The following is a 12,270-nucleotide window of genomic DNA, read 5'->3' as shown; positions in this document are numbered from 1 at the left end:
CACAGCCCCCACACCCCCCACACCCCCCACACCCCCCGAGCCCGCCACGGGCCGCACGAGCGGCACGCGCCCTGCGGCCCCCAGGATCGCCGTCGTCGGCGGCGGCATGGCGGCCGCCCGTTTCGCCGAGCGCTACGGCGCCCTCGGTGGGCCCGGCACGGTCACCGTGTACGGCGCCGAGGCCCGCGCCCCGTACAACCGGGTGCTGCTCGCCGAGGTGCTGACCGGGCGCTACGACGCCGAGTCGATCGCCCTGCCGCTCGGCGGGGCGACGGCCCGACCCGGCTGCGAGGTCGTCGCCCTCGACCCGGGCGCGCGCACCCTCGCGCTGGCCGACGGCACGGTGGAGCCCTGGGACGAACTGGTGCTGGCCACCGGCGCCAACCCGGTGCTCCCGCCCGTCCGCGGGCTGCGCCGCCCCGACGGGTACGGCCTGGTCGAGGGCGTGCACACGCTGCGCACCCTGGAGGACTGCTCCCGGCTGGCCGAGGAGGCCGTCGGCGCCAAGCGCGCGGTGGTGATCGGCGGCGGGGTGCTCGGGGTGAGCGCCGCCCGGGCGCTGGCCGCGCTCGGAGTGCGCACCGAAATCGTCCACCAGGCACCACATCTGATTGAACGTCAGTTGGACCCCGAGGCGGCCGACGTGCTGCGGGAGCGGCTGCGGCTGCTCGGCGTCGACTGCTACACCGGCAACCGCGCCCGGGCCGTCCACGGCGGCGAGAAGGTCGGCTCCGTGGAGCTGGCCAGCGGCTACCGGCTGGACTGCGACCTGGTGGTCCTCGCCTGCGGCACCCGTCCGCGCACCGCGCTGGCCCACGCCGCCGGACTGCCGGTCGGCACCGGGATCCTGGTGGACGACCGGCTGGCCGCCGCCCCGCACGTGTCCGCGATCGGCGACTGCGTCGAGCACCGCGGCACCGTCCACGGGCTGGCCGGCCCGGCCTGGGAGCAGGCCGACGTCCTCGCCCGCCGCCTCTCCGGCGCCGAACCGGACGCCCGCTACCCCGGCACCAGCCCGCGCGCCCGGCTCAGCACCGGCGACCTGGAGTACGCGGCCTTCGGCACCGTCGACGAGACCCTCGACCCCGGCCTGGACGTGCTGCGGCTCACCGACGCCACCCGCGGCAGCTACAAGAAGCTCGTCCTGCGCGGCGACCGGCTGGTCGGCGCCATCCTGCTCGGCGACCTGGCCACCGTGGACGCCCTGGCGGGCGCCTTCGCCGACGGCGGCACGCTCGCCGGCCACCCCCTGCACCTGCTCACCCGAGGAACTGCCATGACTGGAGTAGCGCGATGACCCCTGACGACCGCGACCGCACTGTCCGGGACCTCGTCCTGGTCGGCCACGGCATGGTCGGCCAGCGCTTCCTGGAGGCCTGGACCGAGCAGCCGGCCGCGGCTGCCTGGCGGGTCACCGTGCTCGCCGAGGAGCCCCGGCCCGCCTACGACCGGGTCCACCTCAGTGCGCTGTTCTCCGGCAGCACCCCCGACGACCTCGGGCTCTGCGCCGCCGGCTTCCCGGCCGAGCACGGCATCGACCTGCGGCTGGGCGACCCGGCCACCGCGATCGACCGCGAACGGCGGCTGGTGCACACCCGCTCCGGCTCCCGGGTCCACTACGACGTCCTGGTGCTGGCCACCGGCTCGGTGCCGTTCGTGCCGCCGGTGCCCGGCACCGACGCCCCCGGCTGCCACGTCTACCGGACCATCGAGGACGTCGACGCCATCCGCGCCGGGGCCTCGGCCGCCCGGACGGGCGTCGTCGTCGGCGGCGGGCTGCTCGGCCTGGAGGCGGCCGGCGCGCTGCGGGCCGGCGGACTGGACACCCACGTGGTGGAGTTCGCGCCCCGGCTGATGGCCGTCCAGGTCGACGACGGCGGCGGCGCGGCCCTGCGCCGCAAGATCGAGGAGCTCGGCGTCACCGTCCACACCAGTGCCGGCGCCAGCGGCGTCCTCACCGGCCCGGACGGTGCGGTCCGCGGCCTCGCCCTCGCCGACGGGCGCGAACTGCCCGCCGACCTGGTGGTGTTCTCGGCCGGCGTGCGCGCCCGCGACCAGCTCGCCCGGGAGTGCGGGCTGCCGGTCGGCGCGCGCGGCGGTGTGGTGGTCGACGCGCACTGCCGCACCGAGGACCCGGCGATCCTCGCCATCGGCGAGTGCGCCCAGGCCGTCGACGGCCGGGTCTACGGCCTGGTCGCCCCCGGCTACCAGATGGCCGAGACGGCGGCGCGCACCCTCGCGGAGCTGGAGGGCGAGGGCTTCACCGGCGCCGACACCTCCACCAAGCTCAAGCTGCTCGGCGTGGACGTCGCCAGCTTCGGTGACCCGCACGGCACCGCCGAAGGCGCCCTCGACGTGCTCTACAGCGACAGCCGCAGCGGCGTCTACCGCAAGCTCGTCATCGGCGCCGACGGCGCACTGCTCGGCGGCGTCCTGGTCGGCGACACCGAGGGCTACGGCACCCTGCGCCCGCTCGCCGCCGGCGGCAAGCCGCTCACCGTCGCCCCCGAACAGCTCGTCCTGCCCGCCGGGTTCGCCCCCGCCGGAGCGGTCGCGCTGCCCGACGAGGCGGTGCTCTGCTCCTGCCACAACGTCACCCAGGGCGCGGTGCGCGCCGCCGTCCGCGACCAGGGCTGCGACAGCGTCGCCGCCGTCAAGAAGTGCACCCGGGCCGGGACCGGCTGCGGCAGCTGCCTCAAGCAGCTCGGCACCGTCGTCACCGAGGAGCTGGAAGCCGCCGGGGTCAGCACCGTCAAGGGCCTGTGCGAGCACTTCGCCCACACCCGCGCCGAGCTGTACGAGATCGTCCGGGTCACCGGCGTGGCGGGCTTCTCCGAACTGCTGGCCGAACACGGCAGCGGCGGCGAGGGCTGCGAGATCTGCAAGCCGACCGTCGCCTCCATCCTCGCCAGCCTCGGCAACGGCCACATCCTGGACGGCGAGCAGGGCGCCCTGCAGGACTCCAACGACCACTTCCTCGCCAACCTGCAGCGCAACGGCTCGTACTCGGTCGTCCCCCGGGTGCCCGGCGGCGAGATCACCCCCGAAGGCCTGATCACGATCGGCGAGATCGCCCGCGACCACGGCCTCTACACCAAGATCACCGGCGGTCAGCGAATCGACATGTTCGGCGCGACCGTCGACCAACTGCCGGTCATCTGGCAGAAGTTGGTCGACGCCGGCTTCGAGTCCGGGCACGCCTACGGCAAGTCGCTGCGCACCGTGAAGTCCTGCGTCGGCGAGACCTGGTGCCGCTACGGCGTCCAGGACTCCACCACCCTCGCCATCGAACTCGAACTGCGCTACCGGGGGCTGCGCTCCCCGCACAAGCTCAAGGCCGCCGTCTCCGGCTGCGCCCGCGAGTGCGCCGAGGCCCAGAGCAAGGACTTCGGCATCATCGCCACCTCGGCCGGCTGGAACCTCTACGTCGGCGGCAACGGCGGCATGACCCCGCGGCACGCCGACCTGCTCGCCGCCGACCTCGACCGCGAGACCCTCATCCGCACCATCGACCGCTACCTGATGTTCTACATCCGCACCGCCGACCGCCTGGAGCGCACCTCGGTCTGGCTGGAGCGGCTGGAAGGCGGCCTCGACCACCTGCGGGCCGTCGTCATCGACGACTCGCTCGGCATCGCCGCCGAACTGGACGATCTGATGGCGCGTCACATCGGCGGCTACCGCGACGAATGGGCCGAGACGCTCGCCGACCCCGAGCGGCTGAGTCGCTTCGCCTCCTTCGTCAACGCCCCCGGCACCCCCGACCCCGCCGTGACCTTCGTCCCCGAACGCGGCCAGATCCGCCCCGCCCGCCCCGGCGAGGCCGGCCGCACCCTCGACTCCCCGGTGCTCGTCGCCGGAACCCGACTGGAGGTGCTCACCCCGTGACCGTACAGATCCACGACGGCACCCGCTGGCAGACCGTCTGCGCCCTCACCGACCTGCAACCCGGCCGCGGCGTCGCGGTGTTGCTCCCGGAGGCCGGCCAGATCGCGCTCTTCCGGGACCGCTCAGGAACGCTCCACGCCGTCGACAACCTCGACCCGTTCAGCGGCGCGCCGGTCCTCTCCCGGGGCCTGCTCGGCAGCCGCGGCGACCGTCCGACACTCATCTCGCCCATGTACAAGCAGGTCTACGACCTGACCGACGGCCGCTGCCTGGACGAGGACACCGCCCCCGACGGCGCCCCCGCGGTGCTGCGGCGCTGGCCGGTGCGGGTGGCCGCGCCCGGAGGTGCGGAATGACGACCGTCCTCGACGCGAGAAAGCCCGCCCCGCTGGCGGGTTGGGACCCGGAGGACGAGGAGTTCTGGTCGCACACCGGCGCCCGGATCGCCCGCCGCAACCTGGTGTTCTCCGTGCTCTCCGAACACATCGGCTTCTCCGTGTGGAGCCTCTGGTCGGTCCTCGTCCTCTTCCTCGGCCCCGAGTACCACATCGACACCGCCGGGAAGTTCACCCTCACGGCCCTGCCGACCGCACTCGGCGCCCTGCTGCGCCTGCCGTACACCTTCGCCGTCGCCCGCTTCGGCGGGCGCAACTGGACGGTGGTCAGCGCCCTGCTGCTGCTCGTCCCCACCACGCTCGCCGCCCTCGTGCTGGAACCAGGCGTCTCGTACGGGACCCTGCTGGCCGTCGCCTGCGTGGCCGGCGTCGGCGGCGGGAACTTCGCCTCCTCGATGGCCAACATCAACGCCTTCTACCCGCACCGGCTCAAGGGCTGGGCCCTCGGCATCAACGCGGGCGGCGGCAACCTCGGCGTACCGGCGGTCCAGCTGCTCGGGCTGCTGGTGCTGGCCACCGCCGGTGCCGCCCACCCCCGGCTGCTGCCGCTGCTCTACCTGCCGCTGATCGTGCTCGCGGCGGCGGGGGCGTGGTGGCGGATGGACAACCTGGCGACGAACTCCGCCGGGCCGACTGGGTCCTCCGGTTCGTCCCGGGAGGGGCGGGCGCTGCGGGAAGTCGCCCGCGACCCGTACGGCTGGGCCGTCTCGACGCTGTACATCGGGACGTTCGGCTCGTTCATCGGCTTCGGGTTCGCCTTCGGGCAGGTGCTGCAGGTGCAGTTCCACGAACGCTTCGACACCCCGGTCAAGGCGGCCGCGCTCACCTTCCTCGGGCCGCTGCTGGGCTCGCTGCTGCGGCCGGTCGGCGGGCGGCTCGCCGACCGGTACGGCGGGGCGGTGGTCACGCTGTGCACCTTCCTCGCCATGGGGGCCGGGACCGGCGTGGTGCTGCTCGCCTCGCGGGCCGACTCGCTGCCGCTGTTCCTCGCCGGGTTCATCGCGCTGTTCGTGCTCAGCGGCCTCGGCAACGGCTCGACGTACAAGATGATCCCGGCGCACTACCAGGCCGTCGCCCGGACGGCGGTCGCGGCCGGCGCCGACCCGGAGGCCGCCGAGGCCGACTCCCGGCGCCGCTCTGCCGCGCTGATCGGGCTCGCGGGAGCGATCGGCGCGTTCGGCGGAGTGCTGGTGAACCTGGCCTTCCGGCAGTCCTTCCTGGCCAGCCACAACGGCGACGCGGCGTACCTCGGGTTCCTCGGGGCGTACGTGCTCTGCTCGGTGCTGACCTGGGCCGTCTGGCTCCGGCGGCGGTGACCCGGGGGCGGGCACCGGCGGAGGGACCGGCCCGCGGGCCGGCCCGCCGGGCCCGGCCGCGGGGGTGGGCCGTTGGTATGACGACCGCCCGGCCTCGACGCGCGGCGCCCCGGCCGGGCGGTTAGCGTCAGCCGCAACACGTCCTCACCACAGGGAGGTTGCAGTGCAACGGTGGATCATCCTGGCGGTCGTCACCACGGCCCTCGCCGGCCTCGCCGCACCCGCCCAGGCCGACGACCCGGTCCCCGCCACCACCGTCGTCAGCCTCGGCGACGCCAAGATCGACCCGAAGCTGCCCGGCCGCGTCCGGGTCGACGTCGACTACCTCTGCTCGGTCGGCACCGAGGCCCGCTCGCTCACCGTCTCCGTCGAGCAGAAGGACCCGCAGGACTCCTCCTCGATCGCCTTCGGCTCCAGCCGGACGGCCGAGGCGGACGTGGTCTGCGACGGGACGCAGCAGCAACGGCAGATCGTCGTCCAGTCCAAGACCTTCAACTGGATCCCCGACGTCGACGCCGTGCTCACCGCCACCGTCTCCAACATCGGCGCCACCCCGCCGGCCGCGGCGGACGCCAAGCGGGTCACGCTCACCACCGCGCCGGCCGCCCCCGCCGCCACCACGAGCTGAGCCGGGCTTGCCCTACGCTCGTGCCCTGCACACGGGGAGGGGCACGAGCGGTGGTCGACAGCTCGAACACGATGAACGGCACCGTGCACGGGGACGCCGTCCAAGCCGGGTACATCGGAAACGTCTACCTGGACGGACGGCGTCCCCCGGCCGTCGCCGACGGGGACGACCCCTGGGTGCACACCGCCGCCGACTCCCGGGCCTGGCACCACGTCCGGGCCGACCGCGACGCCGAACCGTACCGGCGGGCGGCGCTCGCAGCCGTCCGCCGACTCGCCCGCCTCCGCGACGAGGCCCACCTCACGGACGACCCCTGGCAGGAGCCGGGGATCGCGCTCCGCTTCGCCGCACGCGTCGGCTGGCTGCTCGGCGACGAGCCGCTCGACCTCTACCCGGCCGAGGCGGCGCTGCTGGCCGTACTCCCGTTCCTCTACCGGGTCCGCTCCCTGCGTCTCGCCGCCGCCCGGGCAACCGTGCGGCCGACCGACCTGCAGGCGTCGGGCGGGCCCGACGGCGACCGGGCGGCGTACGAGCAGTTCATCGAGTCCCACGACCTGCTCACCCACCGCGCCCGCACCCGGCCCGACTCGGCCGCGCCGCTCGGCTGGTGGCTCTACCACCGCTGGCTCGACCAGCACGAGGACCTCGCCGACCCCGACGGCGTCCGCGAACTCCTCGACGCGCTGCCGGAGCTCGCCGAACTCGGCGAGACCTTCTCGCCCAAGCGGGTCTGCGCCCTCCTGCACGGCCTCCGCCGAGGCCCCGACGTCACCAACCGCGACTACCTCGCCGGCCTCAGCGCCGACGACCACCTGCGGGCCCCCGGCGAACAGCACGTCCGTGAGCCGCGGCTGGCCCTGCTGCTGGCCCTCGCCTACGGCACCGCCATCGAGACCACCGCTCTGCCCGACATCGTCGCCGAACACCTCGGCATCCCTCACGAGGTCGACCTCCCCGCCCTGCGCAGGACCCTGGACGAGGCGGTGTGGGGCGGGTCCTACGACCTGCCCGTGCTCCGCGCCGCATGCCACCACGAAGCGGTTGTCGAAGGCCTGCGCGAGTACACGGCCAGGGCCGACGAACTCCTCCACGCCGTCCGCCGCGTGCTGGTGGACCACCCGCTGCCCACCCGCCTCACCTCCGACGAAGCCGCCCCCGCCGGCGGCGCCTTCACCGGCTGGGCGAGGTTCCGGCTGGACGAACGGCGGGTGCGCAGCCTGCTGATGGGCGTCGAGCTCTACCGCGACCGTGACCTCGCCGTCCGCGAGCTCTACCAGAACGCCCTCGACGCCTGCCGCTACCGCCGCGCGCGCACCGAATACCTCGACCGCACCAACACCCTGGGCGCCAGCTTCAGCTACGACGGCCGCATCGAGTTCCGCCAGGGCGTCGACGAGGAGGGCCGCGCGTACCTGGAATGCCAGGACAACGGCGTCGGCATGGGCGAGGCGGAGTTGAGGGGAGTCTTCTCCAACGCCGGCGCCCGCTTCGCGGAGCAACTGGACTTCACACTCGAACGCGCCGAGTGGCGAAAGGCCGACCCACCGGTGGAGCTGTACCCCAACAGCCGCTTCGGCATCGGCGTACTGAGCTACTTCATGCTCGCCGACGAGATCCGGGTGACCACCTGCCGCATGGACGCCACCGGCCGACGGGGCCCCCTCCTGGAGGTCTCCATCCACGGCCCCGGCCACCTCTTCCGGATCGTCGAGCGAGAGGACACCTGCCGGAAGCCCGGCACCACCGTCCGGCTGTTCCTCCGGGACGACATCGACCTGGCGGCGTCCTGGTCGGCTCTCGAAGCGCTCGAACGCCTGCTGGGCATCGCGGAGTTCACCACGACGGCCGTTCACGAGGAGCGGAGAGTCGAGTGGGAGCCGGGAACGTTCAGGAGCAGGTCGTCACCGACGGCCGAGGAGTTCGGCATCGGCGCGTGGGGTGCATTGGTTCCGTGGACGGAGGCACCCAGCGGAGTGCACGTGACGTGGTGCGAGTACGGCGGGGCACTCCTGGTGGACGGCCTGTTCGTCCAGCCGTCGGCATCGCGGAGGCTCATGGCACCCGGCAGGGGACCCGTGGGAGTCGTCGTGAACCTCTCGGGCCCGTGGGCGCCGAGCAGGTTGTCGGTTGACCGTCGCCAGGTGATCGATGACGTGTCCGACCGCATCGGTGGACTCCTCAAGCAGGCAGTCGTCGAACTGGTCGGCACCGGCGCACCTCTGCTGAGCATGGAATGGCTCACGGACGTGATGGATGGGGACGCGGAGCTCGCCGACGTCGTGGCCGCGGAGTGTGTCCGGCAGGGCCGAGTCTTCGACTACTGCGGCATCGAGTTCGAGACCCGACGGACGGGGTGCTTCCCCGTGGACATCGATGTGCTGGACGTCGTGGGGATCGCGGCGCCCGGCGCGAGCGGCAGGAAGCCGCAAGTTGCCGGCAGGCCGGGGGACTCGGTCGTCCTGTGGCGACTCCTGGCACACCGTCGGCAGCAGCAGTTGGAGGCGCTGGCGGACGTGTGTCCGGAACTCCTGGCCGTCGGGGACGTGCGTGTGGCGATGCCGTCCGATCAAGTCTCCATGACGACCCGCCATGGTGTGAGGTTCACGGGGACGAGGTACTGGAGGAGTCCTGGCAGAGAGGTGATCGCCATGATCGCCGCCAGGCTCGGTGCCGATCTGGATTCCGCCGAGGAGTGGGCCATCAGCGTCGGCATGGTGCCCGGTGGTGCTCCGGGTGGTGGTCGGCGGGTCACCGTGACCGGATTGGTGGTGGAAGCCGGCTATCGGGACGTCTCGGTCACCGAGGTGGCCGAGGAGTGGTTGCGGGACGGTGCGGATGTCTCTCGGGCTGTGCGTGATCTGGCGCTCGCGGTGGAGTCCGACCCGGTGTTCCTGCGGGCGCGGGAAGAGCACGGGCGGTTCCGTGACTGGCCGGAGCCGGGTGACGTCGTCGCCCCGGGCCATCTGGTCAAGGCGAGCGTCACGCTTGGCGTTCCCGTGCCCGAGGTGGCGCGCGCCATGGCGGGGTACGGACTGAAGGCCGACCCGACGGGACTCCCCGCTCATCCGTCGGATGACCTGCTCGTGCCGCTCAGCTCGTGTCTTGACGGTTCATGGCCGTGGCTCCTCCGCGCGGAAGTCGTCCCCGCTGCGCACGTGTTGCGTGTTGCGGAAGCGAGGGAGGTCGGCATCGGCCAGGTGCTCGATTTCTTCACGGATCTCGGGTTCCGAACGCCGACGATGCCGCAGGACGCATCGGTGGAGGACCTGGACCTGTTCGAGCGCCGAGGGGCCCGGTGGGGGGATCCCGCAGAGGTTCCCTTCAGACACGCCTTCGGATTTCTGGACCTCGGAGACACCACCTTGGAGGAGGTGGTCGACTGGTACCGGGCGTACGGATCTCCGATGTGCCTTCCGGGCCCGGCCACTCGACTCGATCGGGAGCTCTTTCAGGTCGACGGCGCCGTGGACTGGGAAGACCTGGCCATCGGTGACACCGTGCCGTTCGCCCGGCTGATCACGGCGGCGCATCAGCTCCACAGACGCCCGGAGGAGTTGGCCGGGCACTTGAGGTCTCGGGGGATCGACGTGTCGTGCGATGGCCTACCCTCCGGTCTGACGCATCGTGAGGCGCTCCAGATTCTCGGTGACATCGGCCGGGAGCCGATCTATGTCGGCAGGGGGCTCTCGTTGGCGACACTCCTGGAGGTCTCGCAGCGCACCGGTAGGTCGATCGCGCAGATCGCCGTGTGGCTCCGTGAGTGGGGCGTTCCCGTCCCCGATGTCGCCGAGACGATCCGCGCGGCCCTGGCGCGGGTGCCGATGGCGGACCCCTCGTAGGTGTGAATCCGCCGGCGAGCGGGACTGCTACGATGCGCCCCCTTGTTCTACAGTTCTGTAGAACCTCACGACCGGTGAACGGGGACGCGACATGCACAAGCCGCTTCGGCTGCCGCAGCAGGATCGGGCGGACTTCGAGACGGCGCTCGGGCGGGCGCTCGCCGCGCCGCAGGTGCGGGAGGCATTGCGGGGTGTCGAGGGTGACGCGCGCGGGGTGGAGTCGTTGCGGCGGGCGGCGCGGGAGGACGCGGAGTTCGTGCTGGCCGCGGCGGCGCCGGAGTACGAGCGGTACGCGGCCCTGCGGGCGAGTGCGGACGCGGTGGTGCGGCTGCCTGCGGACGAGCCGGAGCGGGAGCGGGCGTCGGGGTGGTGGGGGGTGCTGGGGGTGGTGGTGCCGGTCATCGCCGGGGCGGCGGCGGTGATCTTCCTGCTGCTGGGCTTCGCGCTGGGCCTGGTCGAGGACCTGGACGTCCTGGCGCACGCGCTGGTGGAGGCAGGGTGGGTCGCGGCCGGGGTGGCGGCGGTGAGTCTGCTGGTCGGCGGGCTGGGGCTGCTGGGTGCGGCGGCCCGGTCGGCGGAGGCGGCGGGCGAGGAGCCGGACGGCGCGGGGGAGTTGCTGCGGGCGCGGGAGGCCTGGCGGGCGGCGCTGGTGGAGCGCGGGCTGGTGCCGTACCTGGTGGTGCAGGCGAACGGGGCGCCGGATCAGGGGCGTTGATCGAGTTCCGCTGAGCGGGCGGCGTCGACCAGGAGGTGGGCGGCGTCGAGCGGGATGTCGAGCCGGCGGGCGATCCAGGGGGCCGGGCGGCCGGAGCGGGCGAGCATCCAGGCGGAGTAGAGGCGGTCGAGCCGGGGGGCGTTCTCGGCGAGCAGCAGGGGGCGGACGGCTTCCATGGGGAAGCCTTCGAGGGCGCGGGCGCTGTACTCGGGACCGTCGGGGCCGGCCGGCGGCAGGGGGAGCGGGCGGCGGGCGTCGAGCCACCGGGTGAGGAGTACGGCGCCGACCACGAGGAGGCCGGTGCCGGAGGCGCCGATCAGGATGCCGCCGATGACGGGGCGCTCGTCCTCCTCGGCCATGCCCAGGGCGATCTCCTCCAGGACGAGCAGGCCGAGCACGGTGAGCAGCGCTGCGGCTTCGCCGGGGCGCGGACGGAGCCGGGACGTCGACATGCGGAACCTCTTCCTCGGCGGGGTGGCCGGGGCCTTCGGGCGGGCGCGGCGATTCACCTCCCGTACAACGGCGGTGGGCGGTCCGGGGCACGCCGTGAGGAGCCTGGTGGTGAAGCGTGGGCGCGTGGAGTTGACGTGACGTCAAGAAGGGTTCAGGCACTGTCGGTTGATGGCGCTCCGGCCCAGAAGCGGCTTCGCCCAAGCATAGCCTGAGCATGTCAAGTTTGACGCTGTTGTCGAGCCTGTGGCATCCGGCCGTGCGACAGAACGTCGAGCCGTGGCGGCCCCGCACACGATGGCTGCGCCCCGCACACGAGCACTGCGCCCCCACGCGGGGCGTGGGGGCGCGGCGTGGGGCCGGGGGCCGGGGCCTCAGCGGGCCAGGAGTGGCAGCGGTGCGCCGGTGCGGGCGGGGAGTTCCAGGCGGGTGAGCAGCGCGGACGGCGAGACCTCGACGACCCGGCAGCCGGCCCGGTGGCGGCAGTGGCGGGCGACCGAGCCGTGGCGCAGGCGGTCGAAGCGGCGGCGGGTGGCGGCGCCGAGGACGAGCAGGTCGTCGGGGCCGGTGACGGCGCCGACCAGGGCGCGCCCGGGGTCGGCGTCGACCACCAGCGGGCGGATGACCAGGCCGGACGGGTAGCCGCCGTAGGCCTGTTCGAAGGCGACGTCGAGCCGGCGGCGGGCGGCGTGCTCCAGTTCGGACCGCGGGCGCAGCGCGTCCCGCTCGCCGGCCGTCCACGCGGCGACGGGCACCAGCACCGCCCCGTGCCGGGCCGCCTCTCCGACGGCGTGGTAGAGGGCGGCCAGACTGCTCAGGGATCCGCTCAGGCCGACGATCACTCGGGTGGTCCCGGTCATGGCCGTTCGCCTCCGTCTCTCCGGATTCGCTCCGGTGGTCTGTCCGGTGGTTTGTCCGGTGGTCGGTCCCGTCCCGTCCGTCCGGTGGGTGGGTCCGGTGTGCGGGCCCCGTGGTCCGTCCCGTGGTCCGTTCCGTGGTCCGTCCCGTGGTCCGTTCCGTGGGCTGGTCCGGAGGGGGA

The 12,270-nt window shown here is 73.5% G+C and carries 9 protein-coding genes; 7 read left to right on the top strand and 2 right to left on the bottom strand.

Annotated features, from left to right (window positions below; translation table 11 throughout):
* Positions 1-106: 106 nt before the first annotated feature.
* The 7 genes from ACIRST_RS05560 to ACIRST_RS05530 all read left to right on the top strand — a co-directional run bounded on the left by ACIRST_RS05560 (position 107) and on the right by ACIRST_RS05530 (position 10,781).
* A complete protein-coding gene (locus ACIRST_RS05560) occupies positions 107-1,297 on the top strand; it encodes an NAD(P)/FAD-dependent oxidoreductase (RefSeq protein ID WP_396547180.1) in 1,191 nt (396 codons plus the stop codon).
* A complete protein-coding gene (gene nirB / locus ACIRST_RS05555) occupies positions 1,294-3,888 on the top strand; it encodes a nitrite reductase large subunit NirB (protein WP_402800291.1) in 2,595 nt (864 codons plus the stop codon). Before ACIRST_RS05560 ends, nirB begins: the two co-directional genes overlap by 4 nt.
* Positions 3,885-4,244 carry a nitrite reductase small subunit NirD gene (gene nirD / locus ACIRST_RS05550; RefSeq protein ID WP_350521116.1) on the top strand — a complete coding sequence of 120 codons (360 nt, stop codon included), beginning with the start codon at positions 3,885-3,887 and terminating at the stop codon, positions 4,242-4,244. Before nirB ends, nirD begins: the two co-directional genes overlap by 4 nt.
* Positions 4,241-5,599 carry a nitrate/nitrite transporter gene (locus tag ACIRST_RS05545; RefSeq protein ID WP_350521115.1) on the top strand — a complete coding sequence of 453 codons (1,359 nt, stop codon included), beginning with the start codon at positions 4,241-4,243 and terminating at the stop codon, positions 5,597-5,599. The genes nirD and ACIRST_RS05545 overlap by 4 nt, the downstream gene beginning before the upstream one ends.
* Positions 5,600-5,762: 163 nt before the next feature.
* Positions 5,763-6,227 (top strand): hypothetical protein, encoded by a 465-nt coding sequence (locus ACIRST_RS05540; RefSeq protein WP_402800289.1) that lies wholly within the window; start codon positions 5,763-5,765, stop codon positions 6,225-6,227.
* A gap of 50 nt (positions 6,228-6,277) precedes the next feature.
* Positions 6,278-10,066 carry an ATP-binding protein gene (locus ACIRST_RS05535; protein ID WP_402800287.1) on the top strand — a complete coding sequence of 1,263 codons (3,789 nt, stop codon included), beginning with the start codon at positions 6,278-6,280 and terminating at the stop codon, positions 10,064-10,066.
* A gap of 91 nt (positions 10,067-10,157) precedes the next feature.
* The gene (locus ACIRST_RS05530; protein WP_350521112.1) at positions 10,158-10,781 is read left to right on the top strand and encodes a hypothetical protein; all 624 of its coding nucleotides are present in this window, start codon (positions 10,158-10,160) and stop codon (positions 10,779-10,781) included.
* Here ACIRST_RS05530 and ACIRST_RS05525 read toward each other — a convergent pair.
* Together ACIRST_RS05525 and ACIRST_RS05520 are read right to left on the bottom strand one after the other, a co-directional pair.
* Positions 10,769-11,233, bottom strand: coding sequence for a hypothetical protein (locus ACIRST_RS05525; protein WP_350521111.1), 465 nt, complete (start codon positions 11,231-11,233; stop codon positions 10,769-10,771). The two genes, ACIRST_RS05530 and ACIRST_RS05525, sit on opposite strands and share 13 nt — an antisense overlap.
* A gap of 372 nt (positions 11,234-11,605) precedes the next feature.
* Entirely contained in the window at positions 11,606-12,091 is a 486-nt protein-coding gene (locus ACIRST_RS05520) for a universal stress protein (RefSeq protein WP_396547168.1), read from the bottom strand.
* Positions 12,092-12,270 lie beyond the last annotated feature (179 nt).

The sequence above is a fragment of the Kitasatospora sp. NPDC101447 genome (assembly GCF_044767225.1).
Lineage (GTDB): Bacteria > Actinomycetota > Actinomycetes > Streptomycetales > Streptomycetaceae > Kitasatospora.
Note: the sequence above shows the minus strand (reverse complement) of the source record. Positions and strands in the feature narration are given on the sequence as shown.

Excerpts from the sequence above, each read along its gene's own strand:
- ACIRST_RS05560 (WP_396547180.1), top strand. The coding sequence starts at position 107 with ATGGCGGCCGCCCGTTTCGCCGAGCGCTACGGCGCCCTCGGTGGGCCC.
- nirB (WP_402800291.1), top strand. The coding sequence starts at position 1,294 with ATGACCCCTGACGACCGCGACCGCACTGTCCGGGACCTCGTCCTGGTC.
- ACIRST_RS05545 (WP_350521115.1), top strand. The coding sequence starts at position 4,241 with ATGACGACCGTCCTCGACGCGAGAAAGCCCGCCCCGCTGGCGGGTTGG.
- ACIRST_RS05530 (WP_350521112.1), top strand. The coding sequence starts at position 10,158 with ATGCACAAGCCGCTTCGGCTGCCGCAGCAGGATCGGGCGGACTTCGAG.
- ACIRST_RS05525 (WP_350521111.1), bottom strand. The coding sequence starts at position 11,233 with ATGTCGACGTCCCGGCTCCGTCCGCGCCCCGGCGAAGCCGCAGCGCTG.
- ACIRST_RS05520 (WP_396547168.1), bottom strand. The coding sequence starts at position 12,091 with ATGACCGGGACCACCCGAGTGATCGTCGGCCTGAGCGGATCCCTGAGC.